Annotated in this window: 9 protein-coding genes, 7 tRNA genes and 6 rRNA genes; 8 read left to right on the top strand and 14 right to left on the bottom strand. The window is 47.6% G+C overall.

The genetic code is table 11. The annotated features are described in order from the left end of the window. Positions 1-10 precede the first annotated feature (10 nt). The 5 genes from hpf (at position 11) to mgtE (ending at position 3,361) form a co-directional block, all read left to right on the top strand. A complete protein-coding gene (hpf, locus tag ViNHUV68_RS01520) occupies positions 11-298 on the top strand; it encodes a ribosome hibernation promoting factor (protein ID WP_038173605.1) in 288 nt (95 codons plus the stop codon). A 5-nt stretch (positions 299-303) separates the two neighbouring features. Then, positions 304-750 carry a PTS IIA-like nitrogen regulatory protein PtsN gene (ptsN, locus tag ViNHUV68_RS01515; RefSeq protein WP_038173604.1) on the top strand — a complete coding sequence of 149 codons (447 nt, stop codon included), beginning with the start codon at positions 304-306 and terminating at the stop codon, positions 748-750. Beyond that, complete coding sequence (gene rapZ / locus ViNHUV68_RS01510; RefSeq protein WP_038173603.1) at positions 750-1,613, top strand: RNase adapter RapZ; 864 nt, start codon at positions 750-752, stop codon at positions 1,611-1,613. The genes ptsN and rapZ overlap by 1 nt, the downstream gene beginning before the upstream one ends. 4 nt (positions 1,614-1,617) lie before the next feature. Then, the gene (locus tag ViNHUV68_RS01505; RefSeq protein WP_038173602.1) at positions 1,618-1,893 is read left to right on the top strand and encodes an HPr family phosphocarrier protein; all 276 of its coding nucleotides are present in this window, start codon (positions 1,618-1,620) and stop codon (positions 1,891-1,893) included. A gap of 112 nt (positions 1,894-2,005) precedes the next feature. After that, entirely contained in the window at positions 2,006-3,361 is a 1,356-nt protein-coding gene (gene mgtE / locus ViNHUV68_RS01500; protein WP_391088995.1) for a magnesium transporter, read from the top strand. A 69-nt stretch (positions 3,362-3,430) separates the two neighbouring features. Here the strand turns inward: mgtE and metH are convergent, their stop codons facing one another. Next, positions 3,431-7,108, bottom strand: coding sequence for a methionine synthase (metH, locus tag ViNHUV68_RS01495; protein ID WP_391088993.1), 3,678 nt, complete (start codon positions 7,106-7,108; stop codon positions 3,431-3,433). A gap of 169 nt (positions 7,109-7,277) precedes the next feature. Here metH and ViNHUV68_RS01490 point away from each other — a divergent pair, with 169 nt between their 5' ends. The 3 genes from ViNHUV68_RS01490 to ViNHUV68_RS01480 all read left to right on the top strand — a co-directional run bounded on the left by ViNHUV68_RS01490 (position 7,278) and on the right by ViNHUV68_RS01480 (position 11,312). Continuing rightward, positions 7,278-8,558, top strand: coding sequence for a cation:proton antiporter (locus ViNHUV68_RS01490; RefSeq protein ID WP_391088991.1), 1,281 nt, complete (start codon positions 7,278-7,280; stop codon positions 8,556-8,558). A gap of 155 nt (positions 8,559-8,713) precedes the next feature. Further along, on the top strand, positions 8,714-9,862 hold the full coding sequence (locus ViNHUV68_RS01485) for a diguanylate cyclase (protein WP_391088989.1): 1,149 nt from the start codon (positions 8,714-8,716) through the stop codon (positions 9,860-9,862). Between the two features lie 338 nt (positions 9,863-10,200). Further along, positions 10,201-11,312, top strand: a protein-coding gene (locus ViNHUV68_RS01480; RefSeq protein ID WP_391090223.1) for an IS3 family transposase whose coding sequence is annotated in 2 segments (ribosomal slippage) — positions 10,201-10,453 and positions 10,453-11,312 — 1,113 coding nt in all. Because the reading frame shifts where the segments join, the coding sequence is not laid out codon by codon here. A gap of 180 nt (positions 11,313-11,492) precedes the next feature. On the opposite strand, the gene ViNHUV68_RS01475 is transcribed toward ViNHUV68_RS01480, so the two are convergent. From ViNHUV68_RS01475 to ViNHUV68_RS01415, 13 genes are all read right to left on the bottom strand, one after another. Then, positions 11,493-11,569 (bottom strand) — tRNA-Asp (locus ViNHUV68_RS01475). Between the two features lie 73 nt (positions 11,570-11,642). Further along, positions 11,643-11,759, bottom strand: a 5S ribosomal RNA gene (gene rrf, locus ViNHUV68_RS01470). An 88-nt stretch (positions 11,760-11,847) separates the two neighbouring features. After that, a 23S ribosomal RNA gene (locus ViNHUV68_RS01465) occupies positions 11,848-14,738 on the bottom strand. A gap of 297 nt (positions 14,739-15,035) precedes the next feature. Next, positions 15,036-15,111: transfer RNA gene (locus tag ViNHUV68_RS01460), tRNA-Val, on the bottom strand. A 13-nt stretch (positions 15,112-15,124) separates the two neighbouring features. After that, a tRNA-Ala gene (locus ViNHUV68_RS01455) sits at positions 15,125-15,200 on the bottom strand. Positions 15,201-15,215: 15 nt separating this feature from the next. Then, a tRNA-Lys gene (locus ViNHUV68_RS01450) sits at positions 15,216-15,291 on the bottom strand. Between the two features lie 2 nt (positions 15,292-15,293). After that, positions 15,294-15,369: transfer RNA gene (locus ViNHUV68_RS01445), tRNA-Glu, on the bottom strand. Positions 15,370-15,458: 89 nt separating this feature from the next. Then, positions 15,459-17,011, bottom strand: a 16S ribosomal RNA gene (locus ViNHUV68_RS01440). Between the two features lie 430 nt (positions 17,012-17,441). After that, positions 17,442-17,558: ribosomal RNA gene (gene rrf / locus ViNHUV68_RS01435) — 5S ribosomal RNA — on the bottom strand. Positions 17,559-17,645: 87 nt separating this feature from the next. Further along, positions 17,646-20,536: ribosomal RNA gene (locus ViNHUV68_RS01430) — 23S ribosomal RNA — on the bottom strand. A 297-nt stretch (positions 20,537-20,833) separates the two neighbouring features. After that, a tRNA-Ala gene (locus tag ViNHUV68_RS01425) sits at positions 20,834-20,909 on the bottom strand. A gap of 43 nt (positions 20,910-20,952) precedes the next feature. After that, positions 20,953-21,029, bottom strand: a tRNA-Ile gene (locus tag ViNHUV68_RS01420). A 65-nt stretch (positions 21,030-21,094) separates the two neighbouring features. Beyond that, positions 21,095-22,647 (bottom strand): 16S ribosomal RNA (locus ViNHUV68_RS01415). Together the 16S, 23S and 5S rRNA genes with 7 tRNA genes alongside form the textbook arrangement of a ribosomal RNA operon. Between the last annotated feature and the right edge of the window lie 570 nt (positions 22,648-23,217).

Below are 23,217 nucleotides of genomic sequence, written 5' to 3'. Positions count from 1 at the left end.
AGGAAAGTCTATGCAAATCAATCTAAATGGACATCACGTTGATCTCACCGATTCAATGCAAGACTACGTAAATGAAAAGTTTCAAAAGCTAGAACGCTTCTTTGAGCACATAAATAGCATTCATGTAGTACTAAAAGTTGAAAAAGTTCGTCAAATCGCAGAAGCTACCCTTCACGTAAATCAAGCTGAAATTCATGCCTCATCTGAAGATGAAAATATGTATGCAGCCATTGATTCCCTTGTCGACAAATTAACTCGACAACTCAATAAGCACAAAGAAAAGCTAAACGCCCACTAATTACCATGCAATTAAGCGAAATCCTAACATTGAACTGCGCCAAGAGTGCAGTTCAATGTACTAGTAAAAAACGAGCCCTTGAGATGATCAGTGAACTGGTTGCCGAGCAGACAGGGCAAAACTCTACCGAACTTTTTGAGTGTATGCTCAGCCGTGAAAAAATGGGCAGTACTGGCATTGGAAATGGGATTGCCATTCCCCATGCTCGTATGCATGCCAGTGATAAAGCCGTGGCCGTTTTGCTGCAATGCGCATCACCAATTGAATTTGATGCTATCGATAATCGCCCGGTCGATATCTTGTTCGCTTTGCTTGTGCCTGACGCTCAGTGCAAAGAGCACCTTAAAACGCTCTCTAGCATGGCCGAACGCCTCAACAATAAGCAAGTATTGAAGCAATTACGTAAAGCTCAATCTGACCAAGAACTCTACGACATTATGGTTAATCAATAATGCGTCTTATCGTCGTCAGTGGTCAATCAGGAGCGGGAAAAAGTGTCGCCCTTAGGGTACTCGAGGATCTCGGTTACTACTGTGTCGATAACCTGCCGGTTGATCTTCTCGAAGTGTTTGTCCAATCGGTTCAGTCTAGTAAACAAAACGTGGCTGTGAGTATTGATATTCGCAACCTGCCGACAGAGCCAAACTTGGTTGAGGATGTGTTGCTCAAGTTGCAACAAGCATCCGACGTAAGCGTACTGTTTCTAGATGCCAATAAAGAGACCTTGCTTAAGCGCTACAGTGAAACCCGTCGTATTCATCCGCTGACTCTCAGTTTAGAAAACACCTCACTTGAGCAAGCTATCGAGAAAGAACGGTCAATACTATCGCCGCTTAAAGAGCGAGCTGATTTAGTCATTGATAGCAGTAACCAATCACTGCATACATTAAGCGAAACTGTTCGTATGCGTGTTGAGGGGCGTGAGCGTAAAGATCTGGTGATGGTCTTTCAATCATTTGGGTTTAAATATGGCCTACCGAGCGATGCCGACTACGTATTCGATGTGCGTTTCTTACCGAACCCACACTGGGAACCCGACCTGAGACCTTTAACTGGCCTAGATGCGCCAATCAAGTCCTTCCTCGAAAGTCACCCAGAGGTGATGGAACTCAAACAACAAATCCAGAAGTTTATTGAAAACTGGCTGCCATTGTTGGAAAAAAACAACCGCAGTTATCTCACCGTCGCGATTGGTTGTACTGGCGGTAAGCATCGCTCCGTTTACTTAACCCAACAAATTGGTGAGTACTTTGCCGAAATGGGTCATCAAGTCCAAATCCGTCACGCTTCACTTGAGAAAAACCACAAGGAATAGTGTTATGCAGCAGAGCCGCACAGTGTTAATTCAAAATCGTCTCGGGCTTCATGCTCGCGCTGCGGTAAAGCTGGTTGAACTGGCACAATCCTTCCAAGCTATCCTCACCATCCAAAATCATGAAGGCAAAGAAGCAACCGCAGATAGTGTGATGGGCTTATTGATGCTCGAATCCGCGCAAGGTGAATACGTGACCATTAGTGCAGAAGGAAGCGATGCAGAACCAGCACTCGACGCCGCCTGTCATCTGATTGAAGATAAATTCGACGAAGAAGAGTGATCGTCTTACTAGCCACAACTAAATGTACATCAGCCACATTAACTTATTAAATCCATTCTTAAATTAAGTTACTATGCTTAGCATTGTAACCACGATGAGTTAGGAGGAATTAATGGCAGAGCAAATAGAGTTCGATCAAGCTCACCAGGCCCTCCAAGAAGTGACTGAAGCCCTCGAGAATGGCCGTTTCGTTCATGTCCGCCGCCAATTGCAGGACATGGAACCGGAAGATATTGCTCATCTACTCGAAGCCTCCCCCCGTAAAAGCCGTGAAGTACTTTGGCAACTCACCGATCCAGAAGATTATGGTGAAATCCTTGATGAACTCAATGAGGATGTCAAAGACGCCTTAGTGTCAAAAATGGCACCAGAGATGTTGGCTGAAGCGACCGAAGGCATGGAAACCGATGACGTCGCCTACGTTCTGCGAAGCTTGCCAGATGACATATCGCGTGAAGTATTGGCGCAGATGGACTCCGCTGAGCGTTTATTGGTCGAGGCCGCTCTCTCTTACCCTGAAGACACCGCCGGTAGTTTAATGAACACCGACGTCATTACGATTCGTGGTGATGTTGATGTTGATGTTGTGTTGCGTTACCTACGTATGAAAGGTGAACTTCCCGATGCAACCGATGCACTGTATGTGATTGATGATCAAGACCGCCTGATTGGTGAGCTACCGATCACAACCCTTATCACCACGCAGCCTGATGTCAGAATTGCTGATGTGATGGAAGATGCGGATGAAGCAATTGATGTCACCATGAGTGACTCTGACATCGCTAGTCTGTTTGAGCGTCGTAACTGGGTTTCTGCACCAGTTATCGACGAGAATCAACACCTTGTTGGTCGCATCACCATCGATGACGTGGTCGATGTTATCCGTGAAGACGCCGAGCACTCAATGATGAGCATGGCTGGTATGGATGACGACGAGGACACCTTCGCACCTGTAGTCAAATCAGCACGCAAACGGAGTATCTGGCTTGGCGCCAACGTACTAGCAGCATTAGCGGCAGCCTCGGTCTCCAACATGTTTGAAGCGACACTCGATCAAATGGCAGCCATCGCGGTGTTGATGACGATTGTCCCGTCGATGGGCGGCGTAGCAGGTAACCAGACCGTTGCTTTGGTGATCCGTGGCTTAGCGCTCGGTCATATTGGTGACTCAAACAAACGAGAGCTATTGATGAAAGAGGCCGCGATCGGCTTACTCAATGGCGTTATGTGGGCTTTCATCATTGGTGGTATTGTTGTCGCTTGGAAAGGCAACTGGATGCTTGGTGGGATTATTTCAGCAGCGATGCTGACCAATTTACTTGTCGCAGGTATCGCCGGGGTAACTATCCCTATCTTCTTAAAAAAATTGAATATCGACCCTGCTTTGGCGGGAGGCATGGCCCTGACGACAGTAACCGATGTAATTGGTCTATCGGTCTTTTTAGGTCTTGCGACCATCATGATTTAGCGATCAATTCAAAACAAAAAAAGCGCCACTTTTTACCAAGCGGCGCTTTTTGCTATTTAGAGCGGGAGCCTAGTTAAGATTTGGCCCTAACCATCTTTCCGCTTGCAAACTATCCCAGCCTTTACGCTTTGCGTAACTTTCAGCTTGATCGCGTTGGATCTGGGCGATGGCGAAGTAGCGAGAATCAGGATGAGAGAAATACCACCCCGAAACTGAAGCACCTGGCCACATTGCATAGCTTGAAGTCAGTGACATATCGATCGCTTGTTCGACGTTCAGCATCTGCCATAACGTGCCTTTCTCAGTATGTTCAGGACACGCCGGATAACCGGGTGCAGGTCGTATGCCTTGGTATTTTTCACGAATAAGATCATCATTTGACAAGTCTTCGTCAGCCGAATATCCCCAAATCTCTTTTCTTACCTGTTCATGTAAGTATTCAGCAAATGCTTCGGCAAGGCGGTCTGCAACGGCTTGTATCATGATCGCATTGTAATCATCACCAGCCGCTTTGTACGCATCAGCCAATTCGCGCTCGCCAATACCGCCAGTGACGGCAAAGGCACCAATCCAATCTTTCTTGCCTGATTCTTTAGGGGCAATATAGTCAGAAATACAGTAGTTAAATCCTTTTGGTTTCTCGGTTTGCTGGCGTAAGTTATGCAATACATGAGCAACTTGGCTGCGTGACTCATCAGTATAAACTTCAATGTCATCACCAATACTCGCAGCAGGAAACAGGCCGCAAATACCACGCGCCTTTAGCAAGCCTTCACGCTCAACACGATCAAGTAACTCATTGGCATCTTTAAATAAAGACTGCGCCTCTTCACCGACCTCTTCATGCTTAAAGATGGCAGGGTACTTGCCAACCAGCGACCAAGTCATAAAGAAAGGCGTCCAGTCGATGTATTTACGCAGCGTTGCGACATCAAAATCATCAAAAACATGCACACCTGGCTTAGCTGGCACAGGCGGGGTGTAGTTGTCCCAATCAATCGCGACTTTGTTGGCGCGCGCTTTCTCTAACGTCACAGGCTTAGTGCGCGGACGTTTACGGGCATGCTGATCACGTACTACATCATAATCTGCTTGAAGCTTCTCAACAAAGCCAGGCTTTTGCCTCTCAGACAGCAGCGCCGAACAAACGCCAACTGCACGTGAAGCATTATTTACATACACCACTGGGTGTTGATAGTTTTGTTCAATTTTAACCGCGGTATGCGCTTTTGATGTGGTTGCCCCACCAATTAAAAGAGGTAAATCGAAATCGAGACGTTGCATCTCTTTAGCAACATGGACCATTTCGTCCAATGACGGCGTAATCAGACCCGACAAGCCAATAATGTCGACGTTCTCTTCTTTGGCGACTTTGAGAATTTTCTCGCACGGTACCATGACGCCAAGATCGATGATTTCATAGTTATTGCACTGGAGTACCACACCGACAATGTTCTTACCAATATCGTGCACATCGCCTTTCACTGTCGCGAGTAAAATTTTACCATTGGTTGAACCTGCTTGTTTCAGCGCGTTGATATAAGGCTCTAAATGCGCGACGGCCTGTTTCATGACTCGAGCGGACTTGACCACTTGAGGCAAGAACATCTTACCTTCACCAAACAGATCACCAACCACGTTCATACCATCCATAAGAGGGCCTTCAATCACCTCTAGTGGTTTGCTCGCATTAAGTCGAGCCTCTTCGGTATCCTCAACAATAAACTCTGTAATACCTTTGACCAAAGCGTGCTCTAGGCGCTTTTCAACTGGCCAAGTTCGCCACTCAAGTAGACTAGGGTCCTCTTCTTTGCCCACGCCTTTGCTGGCATATTCAGCGGCAATATCAAGCAATCGCTCTGTGCCATCATCTCGTCGGTTGAGCACGACATCTTCTACCGCCTCACGCAGCTTTTCAGGCACGTTGTCATAGATTTCTAGTTGCCCCGCATTAACAATGCCCATGTCCATTCCGTTGCGGAAACAGTGGTAAAGGAACACGGCATGAATCGCTTCACGAACATAATTATTACCACGGAACGAGAACGAAACATTCGACACACCACCAGAGATCATCGCGTGCGGTAAGTCACGCTTAATGTCGGCCACAGCGTCAATAAAGTCGACGGCATAGTTATTGTGTTCATCAATACCCGTTGCGACCGCAAAGATATTCGGGTCAAAAATAATGTCTTCAGGTGGAAAGCCGACTTCATCGACCAAAATACGGTAAGCCTTGGTACAAATTTCGATCTTGCGCTCACGTGTATCGGCTTGGCCAATTTCGTCAAAGGCCATCACGATCACTGCTGCGCCATAGCGACGAATCAGTTGAGCTTGGTTAACAAAGATCTCTTTACCCTCTTTGAGAGAGATCGAGTTAACAATACCTTTACCTTGAATACATTTCAGACCCGCTTCAATCACGTCCCATTTAGAGGAGTCGACCATGATCGGCACTTTGGATATTTCAGGTTCTGATGCACAAAGATTAAGGAAACGGACCATACACGCTTCGGCATCAAGCATCCCCTCATCCATGTTGATATCGATGATCTGAGCGCCATTTTCGACCTGCTGACGTGCAACGTCTAACGCTTCATCGTAAAGCTCTTCTTTAATTAAACGCTTAAAACGTGCAGAGCCAGTGACATTCGTTCGTTCACCCACATTGACAAATAATGAGTCTTTTTCGATGGTTAATGGTTCTAGACCAGATAGACGACACGCTACAACAAGTTCGGGGATAGCGCGTGGCTTTACGCCCTCAACGACATTTGCCATCTGACGGATATGTTCCGGGGTAGTACCACAACAACCACCAATCAAATTAAGGAAGCCACTTTCGGCCCACTCTTTGACATGATCAGCCATCTCTTCTGCACCGAGATCATACTCACCAAAGGCATTCGGTAGGCCCGCATTGGGGTGAGCAGAGACAAAAGTATCTGAGATGCGTGACAGCTCTTCTACATACGGACGCAATTCATCAGGGCCAAGCGCACAGTTAAGACCGAAAGAGATCGGCTTGACGTGACGTAAAGAGTTATAGAAGGCTTCTGTCGTCTGACCCGATAATGTTCTACCTGACGCATCGGTAATCGTACCGGAGATCATGACTGGTAATGTGACCCCTAGCTGCTCAAAAACGAGATCAACCGCGAACGCACATGCTTTGGCGTTTAAGGTGTCGAAAATGGTTTCAATAAGAATTAAATCACTGCCGCCTTTGATTAAAGCGCGAGTTGACTCGGAGTAAGCAGTCACTAACTCGTCAAAGCTAACGTTGCGGTAACCAGGATCGTTGACGTCGGGTGAGATGGAACATGTTCGGTTTGTCGGACCAAGGACCCCAGCAACAAAACGTGGTTTATCGGGCGTCTTTGCTGTCCATTCATCAGCGGCTTCTCTGGCAAGCTTGGCGGCGGCGAAGTTAATCTCTTCACTCAAGCTTTCCATTTCATAGTCAGCCATAGCGATTGGGGTTGAGTTGAAGGTGTTGGTCTCAAGAATATCTGCACCTGCCGCTAAGTATTCGAGATGAATATCTTTAATCAACTGCGGCTGAGTTAGAACAAGTAAGTCATTGTTGCCTTTGACATCACACTGCCAATCTGCAAAACGTTCGCCTCGATAATCCTGCTCTTCTAGTTTATATCCTTGGATCATGGTGCCCATACCACCATCAATCAGCAAAATGCGTTGCTTTAACTGAGCTTCAATCTGTTGCCTTACATTACTTCCCACGGTACAGCCTCATTCCTTTAACTATCTCTCCATCCTATCACAGTTCATTCAGGAGTCTAGACGTCTAAACAATGAAATTAATGACCAATCAATAACAAAAAAGTGTTTGCTATTTGAGCATAGTGATCCGAAAATCCTTATTCACAATTTGTTACAATCTGAGATTCTAATGTCGGTCTATTACACACTGTGCTTTTTATCCGCAGCGGCCATGCTGATTGCTTTTGTAAACAGCAAGATAGGTAAAATGCAAACCACCATCGCGATTACTGCAGGATCAATGATGCTCTCTCTATTGATTCTCATTGCGGGTCAAAACGACTGGTTTCATTTAACAGAGATTGCTTCTAAGACTGTCTCCAGTATTAACTTTGAAGATTTTCTCTTAAAAGGCATCTTAGGCTTTTTACTTTTTGCTGGCGGACTAGGCATTAAATTGCCTAACCTCAAGGATCAAAAGTGGGAAATCACTGTACTCGCCTTAGCAGCGACACTGTTCTCAACCTTCTTCATCGGCTTTGTTCTGTATGGCTTTTGTCAGTTAGTAGGCATTCACTTTGATTTGGTTTACTGCTTACTGTTTGGTGCTCTAATTTCTCCAACCGACCCAATCGCAGTACTTGCGATTGTAAAAAAACTCGACGCTCCAAAACGGATTTCAACTCAAATTGAAGGCGAATCACTGTTTAATGATGGTTTTGGTCTGGTGATCTTCGTTACTCTATTTACCATTGCCTTTGGTCATGAAGCACCTACGGTTACCAGCGTAACGTTACTCTTCATTCAGGAAGCGCTCGGGGGGATAGTTTATGGATTCGCACTTGGCTTACTCTTTCACTTTTTAATCAGTTCAACTGACGACCACTCAATGGAATTATTACTTACCATAGGAATTCCAACCGCTGGTTATGCTTTCGCTGAGGTGTTGCATGTTTCTGGGCCTCTTGCCATGGTGGTCTCAGGGATTATGATCGGAAACTGGACACGCTTTATCGGCTTTTCGAAAGAGAGCGAAGACCATCTCGATCATTTTTGGGAGTTAGTAGATGAGTTTCTCAACGGCGTTCTGTTTCTTTTGATCGGTATGTCGATGCTGCTATTTAAATTTCACGAAGAAGACTGGATTGTAATGGCTTTCTCGGTACCCTTAGTCCTCGCAGCCCGGTATCTCAGCGTATTTATCGCCTACATCGGTTTTAAACGCTACCGTAGTTACAACTCGTGGTCAGTAAAAATATTAACTTGGGGTGGATTACGCGGCGGTTTAGCCTTAGCCATGGCACTTTCGATTCCTTCCGGAATCTGGGTAATCCAAGATAAGCTCATCGATGTAAAAGAAATTATTTTGGTGATGACCTATTCAGTGGTGGTATTCTCGATTTTAGTACAAGGTTCAACGATTACCCCGATGATTGAAAAGGCCAAGAAAGAGGAAGCAAGTCGCCTATAATCAACGATACTAATGCTAATACGCCGAATATTTCCCATTGTTATGACGCTATTAGCATTTTTATATTTTTTCGATACCCCTACAGCCTAACCTCAGTCACAATCAACAAACTACTATTTTGTCAACACTCGTTGTAGTACTGACTAGGCATATCAATGGATGAGCTAACCCTAGATATAAGAACACTTAACTTTACCGTTATCATTTTTTCCTTCATTTATTCTGTTGGGCTTTTTCTTTATCAAACAAAACAGAAAGAGTTAGAAGGCCTAAAAACACTCGCAATTGGTGTGTTTCTGATTGGGCTCGGACCAGCATTACTTGGCTTTCGCGGTAAAGCCCCAGATTGGTTAACTATCGTTATTGCGAACAGCCTGATCATGCTCGGCTTCCTCTATTTACTCTACGGCATTAGCTATGTAAGAGACTACTCTAGTCGTTTATTGCATCTTCTCGCTATTTCATTGGTGGGCTGTTGTGTCCTGTTCTATTACTTCACCTATCTCGAGCCATCGATTAATGCACGAGTCATTGTACTCAGCGCCTTTATCTGCGCCACCTGCCTCACTAGTGCTTGGGCCTTGATAAAAGGCAAACGTGATGACGCACAATTCCCACTACTGTTGATGGCGATACCATTTGTGGCTTATGGGCTGTTTATGTTTGTGCGAGCTATTGTTGGTCTTTCTGAGCCACGTATAACCGACTACATGCACGCAGGATTCATCCATGCCTTAACGTATCTATTTAGTCTCATTCTGCTGATCACTCTCAGCTTAAGTATGTTATGGCTAAATAACGCGCGTTTGCTGCGCTCCATTCATCAATTGTCGCTCAAAGACCCATTGACAGGCTTGTATAACCGCCGAGTGCTTGACTCTGTCATTCCAGACCTTGTTTTAAAGGCTAGTGCTCAAGCCAAGCCAGTGAGCCTGATAATGACTGACATTGATAACTTTAAGCAGATTAATGACGAACTTGGCCATATTATCGGTGATGAAACAATAGAACGAGTAGCGCAGGTCCTCATCAACACACTTCCTCAGTCAGACAATGTTTTTTTGGTGCGCTTTGGTGGCGATGAATTTATGATTCTACTGCTCGATAGCGATCCGAACAGTGCGTACTTAGAAGCAGAAATGCTCAGATCAAGCGTTGCAGAAAACCTTAGTGACCATAGGTGCACCATGAGTTTTGGTATTGCAGAGTTGACTAACGGTAACTTAGACGACGCCCTAACTAACGCGGACGCCGCTCTCTACCAAGCCAAGCATCGTGGTAGAAACCAAGTCGTAATGGCCTAAATAAACAGATGTGATTAATAGAAGGAGGGTTGATGTGAACGCATCAATCTTTTTTTTGACCTGATGGCATGAGATTGAAAGACTGATCGCCACAAGGGTACTGTAAGATAAATCAGTAAATGTCTATTGCTAAAGACATTGATATCATCTCCACGATTTGTCGACAGGCTGACAACGTTTTTGAACCGCATACTTACGAGAGTAAACTTCGGGTATCTTTAGCAATACCTATTATTGATTGGTCCGAAGTGACTATTACTAATGTAACCCTCCCCAAAAAACTGGTCATTAGCTATTAGAGTTTTTCCGTTTACACTGAAACAAACGGAGAACGCATGATGAAAAAATCACGCTACACAGAAACGCAAATCGTAAAGATCCTGAAGGAAGTCGAAGCAGGACGAAAGGTTAACGAAGTCTGTCGTGAATATGGCATCTCTGATGCGACATACTACAACTGGAAGTCCAAGTATGGTGGTATGGAAGCGTCAGATGTTAAACGGCTCAAAGAGCTCGAGGATGAGAATCGGAGGCTCAAGCAAATGTTTGCAGACCTCAGCCTCGAGCACCGTATCGTTAAAGATATCCTGGAAAAAAAGCTGTAAGGCCAGCGGTTAAACGCGAGCTCGTCGATTACGCTCGCAAACACTATCAGGTCAGTTTGCGAATGGCCTGCCGCGTAGTTGGCATTAGCGACTCAGTCTATCGCTACCGACCAGAGCCTCATCGAGATGATGAGGTTATCGCTAAATTGCAAGAGGCAGTAGAGCGGTACCCTGCATACGGTTTTAGCAAATTATTTAAAGTACTTAGGCGCTGGGGACACCGATGGAATCATAAACGAGTCCATCGAGTGTACTGTTCGCTCAAGCTAAACCTACGGCGCAAGGGCAAAAAGCGCCTACCTAAACGAAATCCAGCGCCACTGGTATGCCCAGAGTCGATCAACAGTTGCTGGTCTATCGATTTCATGAGTGACGCATTGCTCTGCGGCAGACGCTTTCGTACGTTCAATGTCGTGGACGATTTCAACCGTGAGGTGCTAGCGATTGAAGTAGATCTCAATCTGCCTGCACCACGCATTATAAGGGTGCTAGAACGCATTATTGCCTGGCGAGGGTACCCCAGTAAGCTGCGCATGGATAATGGCCCTGAATTTATCTCGACCACTCTGGCTGAATGGGCTGAAGAAAACGCAGTTGAACTGGAATTTATTCGCCCAGGCAAACCAACGGAGAACTCCTATATAGAGCGATTTAACCGAACTTATCGGACAGAAATACTCAACATGTACGTGTTCAAAACCTTGAGCGAAGTCCGAGACCTGACAGAAAAATGGATGAAGGAATACAACGATGAACGCCCTCATGATTCACTCGATGATCTGACTCCTTGGGAGTATTTAGCAAGGCATGAAAGTAGGAAAAACTCTAATTTAGAGTGCCACTAAAACAGGGAGGGTTACACTAAAACACAACTTATACAGCTAAGAAACTTCCTACAGAAGCGTTCGGTAGAAGATTCCTTAGAGTGCAGAGCACTTAATCCATTAAGTAATGGTTTAAGTCATTTCCGTATATTTTATACCGACGTAAAAAAGCCCAAGTCTTTCAACTTGGGCTTAGTATAATGGCGGAGTGGACGGGACTCGAACCCGCGACCCCCGGCGTGACAGGCCGGTATTCTAACCAACTGAACTACCACTCCGCAGTGGCGTACTCGCATTCGCAAGTGTCCATTTTTTGTCTTCACCTTTATAAAAGGCAAACACTAAATTAAAGCCTGGCGATGTCCTACTCTCACATGGGGAGACCCCACACTACCATCGGCGCTAATTCGTTTCACTTCTGAGTTCGGCATGGAAATCAGGTGGGTCCAAATCGCTATGGTCGCCAAGCAAATTCTTAAAATTCGGAAAGCTATAAAAGTTCGTCACACATTCAATATTCTTGCTTTGAGTCCAATCAAAACCCTTTGGGTGTTGTATGGTTAAGCCTCACGGGCAATTAGTACAGGTTAGCTCAATGCCTCGCAGCACTTACACACCCTGCCTATCAACGTTCTAGTCTTGAACAACCCTTTAGGACACTTAAAGTGCCAGGGAAGACTCATCTCAGGGCTCGCTTCGCGCTTAGATGCTTTCAGCGCTTATCGATTCCGAACTTAGCTACCGGGCAATGCCACTGGCGTGACAACCCGAACACCAGAGGTTCGTCCACTCCGGTCCTCTCGTACTAGGAGCAGCCCCCTTCAATCTTCCAACGCCCACGGCAGATAGGGACCGAACTGTCTCACGACGTTCTAAACCCAGCTCGCGTACCACTTTAAATGGCGAACAGCCATACCCTTGGGACCGACTTCAGCCCCAGGATGTGATGAGCCGACATCGAGGTGCCAAACACCGCCGTCGATATGAACTCTTGGGCGGTATCAGCCTGTTATCCCCGGAGTACCTTTTATCCGTTGAGCGATGGCCCTTCCATTCAGAACCACCGGATCACTATGACCTGCTTTCGCACCTGCTCGAATTGTCATTCTCGCAGTCAAGCGGGCTTATGCCATTGCACTAACCACACGATGTCCAACCGTGTTTAGCCCACCTTCGTGCTCCTCCGTTACTCTTTGGGAGGAGACCGCCCCAGTCAAACTACCCACCAGGCACTGTCCTCACCCCAGATAATGGGGCTAAGTTAGAACATCAACACTACAAGGGTGGTATTTCAAGGTTGACTCCACCGATACTGGCGTACCGGTTTCAAAGTCTCCCACCTATCCTACACATGTAGGGTCAATGTTCAGTGCCAAGCTGTAGTAAAGGTTCACGGGGTCTTTCCGTCTAGCCGCGGGTACACTGCATCTTCACAGCGATTTCAATTTCACTGAGTCTCGGGTGGAGACAGCGTGGCCATCATTACGCCATTCGTGCAGGTCGGAACTTACCCGACAAGGAATTTCGCTACCTTAGGACCGTTATAGTTACGGCCGCCGTTTACCGGGGCTTCGATCAAGAGCTTCGACCTAAGTCTAACCCCATCAATTAACCTTCCGGCACCGGGCAGGCGTCACACCGTATACGTCATCTTACGATTTTGCACAGTGCTGTGTTTTTAATAAACAGTTGCAGCCACCTGGTATCTGCGACTCTCAATAGCTCCATCCGCAAGGGACTTCACCGTCAAGAGCGTACCTTCTCCCGAAGTTACGGTACCATTTTGCCTAGTTCCTTCACCCGAGTTCTCTCAAGCGCCTTGGTATTCTCTACCCGACCACCTGTGTCGGTTTGGGGTACGATTCCTTACAATCTGAAGCTTAGAGGCTTTTCCTGGAAGCATGGCATCAATGACTTCACATCCGTAGATGCTCGACATCGTGTCTCAGCGTTATGAAAGTCCGGATTTACCTAAACCTTCCGCCTACGCACTTGAACCTGGACAACCGTCGCCAGGCCCACCTAGCCTTCTCCGTCCCCCCATCGCAATTGTAAGAAGTACGGGAATATTAACCCGTTTCCCATCGACTACGCCTTTCGGCCTCGCCTTAGGAGTCGACTTACCCTGCCCCGATTAACGTTGGACAGGAACCCTTGGTCTTCCGGCGTGGAGGTTTTTCACCCCCATTATCGTTACTCATGTCAGCATTCGCACTTCTGATACCTCCAGCAAACCTTACGATTCACCTTCAACGGCTTACAGAACGCTCCCCTACCCAATACAGTAAACTGTATTGCCGCAGCTTCGGTGTATAGCTTAGCCCCGTTACATCTTCCGCGCAGGCCGACTCGACTAGTGAGCTATTACGCTTTCTTTAAATGATGGCTGCTTCTAAGCCAACATCCTAGCTGTCTAAGCCTTCCCACATCGTTTCCCACTTAGCTATACTTTGGGACCTTAGCTGGCGGTCTGGGTTGTTTCCCTCTCCACGACGGACGTTAGCACCCGCCGTGTGTCTCCCGGATAGTACTTACTGGTATTCGGAGTTTGCAAAGGGTTGGTAAGTCGGGATGACCCCCTAGCCTTAACAGTGCTCTACCCCCAGTAGTATTCGTCCGAGGCTCTACCTAAATAGATTTCGGGGAGAACCAGCTATCTCCAGGTTTGATTGGCCTTTCACCCCTAGCCACAAGTCATCCGCTAATTTTTCAACATTAGTCGGTTCGGTCCTCCAGTTGATGTTACTCAACCTTCAACCTGCCCATGGCTAGATCACCTGGTTTCGGGTCTATATCCAGCAACTCGACGCCCAGTTAAGACTCGATTTCTCTACGGCTCCCCTAGATGGTTAACCTTGCTACTGAATATAAGTCGCTGACCCATTATACAAAAGGTACGCAGTCACCCAACAAAGTGGGCTCCTACTGCTTGTACGTACACGGTTTCAGGTTCTATTTCACTCCCCTCACAGGGGTTCTTTTCGCCTTTCCCTCACGGTACTGGTTCACTATCGGTCAGTCAGTAGTATTTAGCCTTGGAGGATGGTCCCCCCATATTCAGACAGGATATCACGTGTCCCGCCCTACTCGATTTCACTGATTATGATGTGTCGGTTACGGGGCTATCACCCTGTATCGCGAGACTTTCCAGACTCTTCACCTGCATCATTAAAAGCTTAAGGGCTAGTCCAATTTCGCTCGCCGCTACTTTCGGAATCTCGGTTGATTTCTTTTCCTCGGGGTACTTAGATGTTTCAGTTCCCCCGGTTCGCCTCATTAACCTATGTATTCAGTTAATGATACGTGCTTATGCACGTGGGTTTCCCCATTCAGAAATCCCAGACTCAAAAGGTTGTTACTACCTAATCTGGGCTTATCGCAAGTTACTACGTCTTTCATCGCCTCTGACTGCCAAGGCATCCACCGTGTACGCTTAGTCACTTAACCATACAACCCGAAAGGGTCTTTGTTAGCAACCAAAGTTGTCTGCATTTTTATACATGTGCAGACACGATTTTGCCGGACTCAAATATTAAACATCACAACGTATTGCGCTGTTTCCAAGAACACTTGAATGTGTGTTGGTACCTAAATCACCTTTATTTTAAAGTAAGTTAGGATTTGAGAACTTTTATTGAACAACCACCAATCACGGTCGTTGTTCGTCAGCTTTCCAAATTGTTAAAGAGCAAAGATTTCTATCGAAACCATTTCTAAAGACACTATCGCTAATGCGCTTAAAGATGGTGGGCGATACCGGGCTCGAACCAGTGACCCCCTGCTTGTAAGGCAGGTGCTCTCCCAACTGAGCTAATCGCCCATCGAATCAAGAATGGTGGAGCTAAGCAGGATCGAACTGCTGACCTCCTGCGTGCAAGGCAGGCGCTCTCCCAGCTGAGCTATAGCCCCAATATCTTGAGAAAATGGTGGGTCGTGCAGGATTCGAACCTGCGACCAATTGATTAAAAGTCAACTGCTCTACCAACTGAGCTAACGACCCAATGGTATCCCGTAGGGGAGTCGAACCCCTGTTACCGCCGTGAAAGGGCGGTGTCCTAGGCCTCTAGACGAACGGGACACTAAGTTGAACACCTTGGGGGGTGCTCTATCTCTTAAACTACATAAACCATCAATCTGTGTGGACACTCATCGTGAGTAATCATCGTATAAGGAGGTGATCCAGCCCCAGGTTCCCCTAGGGCTACCTTGTTACGACTTCACCCCAGTCATGAACCACAAAGTGGTAAGCGTTCTCCCGAAGGTTAAACTACCTACTTCTTTTGCAGCCCACTCCCATGGTGTGACGGGCGGTGTGTACAAGGCCCGGGAACGTATTCACCGTGGCATTCTGATCCACGATTACTAGCGATTCCGACTTCATGGAGTCGAGTTGCAGACTCCAATCCGGACTACGACGCACTTTTTGGGATTCGCTTAACATCGCTGTCTCGCCGCCCTCTGTATGCGCCATTGTAGCACGTGTGTAGCCCTACTCGTAAGGGCCATGATGACTTGACGTCGTCCCCACCTTCCTCCGGTTTATCACCGGCAGTCTCCCTGGAGTTCCCGACATTACTCGCTGGCAAACAAGGATAAGGGTTGCGCTCGTTGCGGGACTTAACCCAACATTTCACAACACGAGCTGACGACAGCCATGCAGCACCTGTCTTACAGTTCCCGAAGGCACACCTGCGTCTCCGCTGGCTTCTGTAGATGTCAAGAGTAGGTAAGGTTCTTCGCGTTGCATCGAATTAAACCACATGCTCCACCGCTTGTGCGGGCCCCCGTCAATTCATTTGAGTTTTAATCTTGCGACCGTACTCCCCAGGCGGTCTACTTAACGCGTTAGCTCCGAAAGCCACGGCTCAAGGCCACAACCTCCAAGTAGACATCGTTTACGGCGTGGACTACCAGGGTATCTAATCCTGTTTGCTCCCCACGCTTTCGCATCTGAGTGTCAGTATCTGTCCAGGGGGCCGCCTTCGCCACTGGTATTCCTTCAGATCTCTACGCATTTCACCGCTACACCTGAAATTCTACCCCCCTCTACAGTACTCTAGTCCGCCAGTTTCAAATGCTATTCCGAGGTTGAGCCCCGGGCTTTCACATCTGACTTAACGAACCACCTGCATGCGCTTTACGCCCAGTAATTCCGATTAACGCTCGCACCCTCCGTATTACCGCGGCTGCTGGCACGGAGTTAGCCGGTGCTTCTTCTGTCGCTAACGTCAAAGAATACCGCTATTAACGATACCCCCTTCCTCACGACTGAAAGTACTTTACAACCCGAAGGCCTTCTTCATACACGCGGCATGGCTGCATCAGGCTTGCGCCCATTGTGCAATATTCCCCACTGCTGCCTCCCGTAGGAGTCTGGACCGTGTCTCAGTTCCAGTGTGGCTGATCATCCTCTCAGACCAGCTAGGGATCGTCGCCTTGGTGAGCCATTACCTCACCAACTAGCTAATCCCACCTGGGCATATCCTGACGCGAGAGGCCCGAAGGTCCCCCTCTTTGGCCCGTAGGCATCATGCGGTATTAGCCATCGTTTCCAATGGTTATCCCCCACATCAGGGCAATTTCCCAGGCATTACTCACCCGTCCGCCGCTCGACGCCCAACAAATCACCCGAAGGGTCAATGTTGTCGTTTCCGCTCGACTTGCATGTGTTAGGCCTGCCGCCAGCGTTCAATCTGAGCCATGATCAAACTCTTCAATTTAAGTTTTTTCGGCTCAATGAATACTGACTTCAAAACTGCGCTTACTCGAAAGTAAACGGTAATTTTAAAGCTATTATCATTCCAACAGAATGATAATGAATTGACTGTGCCAAATAGCTACAAGTAGCTATTCGTATTGGTCACTCAGTTCATTGAACCCAATGTGTTTCCGAAGAAACGGTCATTGCCTAAGCAACAACCTATTGGATTATCATCAACGAGTGCCCACACAGATTGATAGGTTTATATTGTTAAAGAGCGTTGCTTTTCAAGGCCTTAACCTCTCAAGCGGATGCGTATAATACGCCATTGACTCTGTAAGTCAACATAAAACTCTAAAATAATTTAGAACTTTATGGTGACTTGCTTAGTAAATAAGCAAAGTCGCTATTTTGTCTTCACCTTTATAAAAGGCAAACACTAAATTAAAGCCTGGCGATGTCCTACTCTCACATGGGGAGACCCCACACTACCATCGGCGCTAATTCGTTTCACTTCTGAGTTCGGCATGGAAATCAGGTGGGTCCAAATCGCTATGGTCGCCAAGCAAATTCTTAAAATTCGGAAAGCTGTAAAAGTTCGTCACACATTCAATATTCTTGCTTTGAGTCCATCAAAACCCTTTGGGTGTTGTATGGTTAAGCCTCACGGGCAATTAGTACAGGTTAGCTCAATGCCTCGCAGCACTTACACACCCTGCCTATCAACGTTCTAGTCTTGAACAACCCTTTAGGACACTTAAAGTGCCAGGGAAGACTCATCTCAGGGCTCGCTTCGCGCTTAGATGCTTTCAGCGCTTATCGATTCCGAACTTAGCTACCGGGCAATGCCACTGGCGTGACAACCCGAACACCAGAGGTTCGTCCACTCCGGTCCTCTCGTACTAGGAGCAGCCCCCTTCAATCTTCCAACGCCCACGGCAGATAGGGACCGAACTGTCTCACGACGTTCTAAACCCAGCTCGCGTACCACTTTAAATGGCGAACAGCCATACCCTTGGGACCGACTTCAGCCCCAGGATGTGATGAGCCGACATCGAGGTGCCAAACACCGCCGTCGATATGAACTCTTGGGCGGTATCAGCCTGTTATCCCCGGAGTACCTTTTATCCGTTGAGCGATGGCCCTTCCATTCAGAACCACCGGATCACTATGACCTGCTTTCGCACCTGCTCGAATTGTCATTCTCGCAGTCAAGCGGGCTTATGCCATTGCACTAACCACACGATGTCCAACCGTGTTTAGCCCACCTTCGTGCTCCTCCGTTACTCTTTGGGAGGAGACCGCCCCAGTCAAACTACCCACCAGGCACTGTCCTCACCCCAGATAATGGGGCTAAGTTAGAACATCAACACTACAAGGGTGGTATTTCAAGGTTGACTCCACCGATACTGGCGTACCGGTTTCAAAGTCTCCCACCTATCCTACACATGTAGGGTCAATGTTCAGTGCCAAGCTGTAGTAAAGGTTCACGGGGTCTTTCCGTCTAGCCGCGGGTACACTGCATCTTCACAGCGATTTCAATTTCACTGAGTCTCGGGTGGAGACAGCGTGGCCATCATTACGCCATTCGTGCAGGTCGGAACTTACCCGACAAGGAATTTCGCTACCTTAGGACCGTTATAGTTACGGCCGCCGTTTACCGGGGCTTCGATCAAGAGCTTCGACCTAAGTCTAACCCCATCAATTAACCTTCCGGCACCGGGCAGGCGTCACACCGTATACGTCATCTTACGATTTTGCACAGTGCTGTGTTTTTAATAAACAGTTGCAGCCACCTGGTATCTGCGACTCTCAATAGCTCCATCCGCAAGGGACTTCACCGTCAAGAGCGTACCTTCTCCCGAAGTTACGGTACCATTTTGCCTAGTTCCTTCACCCGAGTTCTCTCAAGCGCCTTGGTATTCTCTACCCGACCACCTGTGTCGGTTTGGGGTACGATTCCTTACAATCTGAAGCTTAGAGGCTTTTCCTGGAAGCATGGCATCAATGACTTCACATCCGTAGATGCTCGACATCGTGTCTCAGCGTTATGAAAGTCCGGATTTACCTAAACCTTCCGCCTACGCACTTGAACCTGGACAACCGTCGCCAGGCCCACCTAGCCTTCTCCGTCCCCCCATCGCAATTGTAAGAAGTACGGGAATATTAACCCGTTTCCCATCGACTACGCCTTTCGGCCTCGCCTTAGGAGTCGACTTACCCTGCCCCGATTAACGTTGGACAGGAACCCTTGGTCTTCCGGCGTGGAGGTTTTTCACCCCCATTATCGTTACTCATGTCAGCATTCGCACTTCTGATACCTCCAGCAAACCTTACGATTCACCTTCAACGGCTTACAGAACGCTCCCCTACCCAATACAGTAAACTGTATTGCCGCAGCTTCGGTGTATAGCTTAGCCCCGTTACATCTTCCGCGCAGGCCGACTCGACTAGTGAGCTATTACGCTTTCTTTAAATGATGGCTGCTTCTAAGCCAACATCCTAGCTGTCTAAGCCTTCCCACATCGTTTCCCACTTAGCTATACTTTGGGACCTTAGCTGGCGGTCTGGGTTGTTTCCCTCTCCACGACGGACGTTAGCACCCGCCGTGTGTCTCCCGGATAGTACTTACTGGTATTCGGAGTTTGCAAAGGGTTGGTAAGTCGGGATGACCCCCTAGCCTTAACAGTGCTCTACCCCCAGTAGTATTCGTCCGAGGCTCTACCTAAATAGATTTCGGGGAGAACCAGCTATCTCCAGGTTTGATTGGCCTTTCACCCCTAGCCACAAGTCATCCGCTAATTTTTCAACATTAGTCGGTTCGGTCCTCCAGTTGATGTTACTCAACCTTCAACCTGCCCATGGCTAGATCACCTGGTTTCGGGTCTATATCCAGCAACTCGACGCCCAGTTAAGACTCGATTTCTCTACGGCTCCCCTAGATGGTTAACCTTGCTACTGAATATAAGTCGCTGACCCATTATACAAAAGGTACGCAGTCACCCAACAAAGTGGGCTCCTACTGCTTGTACGTACACGGTTTCAGGTTCTATTTCACTCCCCTCACAGGGGTTCTTTTCGCCTTTCCCTCACGGTACTGGTTCACTATCGGTCAGTCAGTAGTATTTAGCCTTGGAGGATGGTCCCCCCATATTCAGACAGGATATCACGTGTCCCGCCCTACTCGATTTCACTGATTATGATGTGTCGGTTACGGGGCTATCACCCTGTATCGCGAGACTTTCCAGACTCTTCACCTGCATCATTAAAAGCTTAAGGGCTAGTCCAATTTCGCTCGCCGCTACTTTCGGAATCTCGGTTGATTTCTTTTCCTCGGGGTACTTAGATGTTTCAGTTCCCCCGGTTCGCCTCATTAACCTATGTATTCAGTTAATGATACGTGCTTATGCACGTGGGTTTCCCCATTCAGAAATCCCAGACTCAAAAGGTTGTTACTACCTAATCTGGGCTTATCGCAAGTTACTACGTCTTTCATCGCCTCTGACTGCCAAGGCATCCACCGTGTACGCTTAGTCACTTAACCATACAACCCGAAAGGGTCTTTGTTAGCAACCAAAGTTGTCTGCATTTTTATACATGTGCAGACACGATTTTGCCGGACTCAAATATTAAACATCACAACGTATTGTGCTGTTTCCAAGAACACTTGAATGTGTGTTGGTACCTAAATCACCTCTATTTCAAAGTAAGTTAGGATTTGAGAACTTTTATTGAACAACCACCAATCACGGTCGTTGTTCGTCAGCTTTCCAAATTGTTAAAGAGCAAAGATTTCTATCGAAACCATTTCTAAAGACACTATCACTAATGCGCTTAAAGATGGTGGAGCTATGCGGGATCGAACCGCAGACCTCCTGCGTGCAAGGCAGGCGCTCTCCCAGCTGAGCTATAGCCCCATCAGGTGTTGATACTGTGTGCCAATTCCCTTAACAGGAAGATTGGTGGGTCTGAGTGGACTTGAACCACCGACCTCTCGCTTATCAGGCGAACGCTCTAACCACCTGAGCTACAGACCCAGTATCGTCTTTAAAACTAATAAACCATCAATCTGTGTGGACACTCATCGTGAGTAATCATCGTATAAGGAGGTGATCCAGCCCCAGGTTCCCCTAGGGCTACCTTGTTACGACTTCACCCCAGTCATGAACCACAAAGTGGTAAGCGTTCTCCCGAAGGTTAAACTACCTACTTCTTTTGCAGCCCACTCCCATGGTGTGACGGGCGGTGTGTACAAGGCCCGGGAACGTATTCACCGTGGCATTCTGATCCACGATTACTAGCGATTCCGACTTCATGGAGTCGAGTTGCAGACTCCAATCCGGACTACGACGCACTTTTTGGGATTCGCTTAACATCGCTGTCTCGCCGCCCTCTGTATGCGCCATTGTAGCACGTGTGTAGCCCTACTCGTAAGGGCCATGATGACTTGACGTCGTCCCCACCTTCCTCCGGTTTATCACCGGCAGTCTCCCTGGAGTTCCCGACATTACTCGCTGGCAAACAAGGATAAGGGTTGCGCTCGTTGCGGGACTTAACCCAACATTTCACAACACGAGCTGACGACAGCCATGCAGCACCTGTCTTACAGTTCCCGAAGGCACACCTGCGTCTCCGCTGGCTTCTGTAGATGTCAAGAGTAGGTAAGGTTCTTCGCGTTGCATCGAATTAAACCACATGCTCCACCGCTTGTGCGGGCCCCCGTCAATTCATTTGAGTTTTAATCTTGCGACCGTACTCCCCAGGCGGTCTACTTAACGCGTTAGCTCCGAAAGCCACGGCTCAAGGCCACAACCTCCAAGTAGACATCGTTTACGGCGTGGACTACCAGGGTATCTAATCCTGTTTGCTCCCCACGCTTTCGCATCTGAGTGTCAGTATCTGTCCAGGGGGCCGCCTTCGCCACTGGTATTCCTTCAGATCTCTACGCATTTCACCGCTACACCTGAAATTCTACCCCCCTCTACAGTACTCTAGTCCGCCAGTTTCAAATGCTATTCCGAGGTTGAGCCCCGGGCTTTCACATCTGACTTAACGAACCACCTGCATGCGCTTTACGCCCAGTAATTCCGATTAACGCTCGCACCCTCCGTATTACCGCGGCTGCTGGCACGGAGTTAGCCGGTGCTTCTTCTGTCGCTAACGTCAAAGAATACCGCTATTAACGATACCCCCTTCCTCACGACTGAAAGTACTTTACAACCCGAAGGCCTTCTTCATACACGCGGCATGGCTGCATCAGGCTTGCGCCCATTGTGCAATATTCCCCACTGCTGCCTCCCGTAGGAGTCTGGACCGTGTCTCAGTTCCAGTGTGGCTGATCATCCTCTCAGACCAGCTAGGGATCGTCGCCTTGGTGAGCCATTACCTCACCAACTAGCTAATCCCACCTGGGCATATCCTGACGCGAGAGGCCCGAAGGTCCCCCTCTTTGGCCCGTAGGCATCATGCGGTATTAGCCATCGTTTCCAATGGTTATCCCCCACATCAGGGCAATTTCCCAGGCATTACTCACCCGTCCGCCGCTCGACGCCCAACAAATCACCCGAAGGGTCAATGTTGTCGTTTCCGCTCGACTTGCATGTGTTAGGCCTGCCGCCAGCGTTCAATCTGAGCCATGATCAAACTCTTCAATTTAAGTTTTTTCGGCTCAATGAATACTGACTTCAAAACTGCGCTTACTCGAAAGTAAACGGTAATTTTAAAGCTATTATCATTCCAACAGAATGATAATGAATTGACTGTGCCAAATAGCTACAAGTAGCTATTCGTATTGGTCACTCAGTTCATTGAACCCAATGTGTTTCCGAAGAAACGGTTATTGCCTAAGCAACAACCTATTGGATTATCATCAACGAGTGCCCACACAGATTGATAGGTTTATATTGTTAAAGAGCGTTCTTCTTTGTGACTTACGTCACTTCGGAAGAGGCGGCCATTCTAGCGAAATAATCTTTAGTGTCAAACACTTTTTTGCTTTTTATTTCACTTTTAAAAAGTGAAGGCAAATAACTATTTCATTTCTTTCTGACCTGTCTGACTGGCTTTAAACTCTTATGAGCCCTTGCCCTGTCGACGAGGAGGGATTATAGAGATCACGCTCACATTGGCAAGCGTTATTTTGAAAAAATTGCAAAAATAGCGTTTAAACGCTGACTTTTCGCTCAAAGCCTTATTTATCCAACTTTACCCCAACAAAGCGAACAT

It is taken from the genome of Vibrio sp. NH-UV-68, assembly GCF_042940635.1.
Classification (GTDB): Bacteria; Pseudomonadota; Gammaproteobacteria; order Enterobacterales; family Vibrionaceae; genus Vibrio; species Vibrio pacinii.
This window is presented reverse-complemented; position numbering and strand designations above follow the sequence as displayed.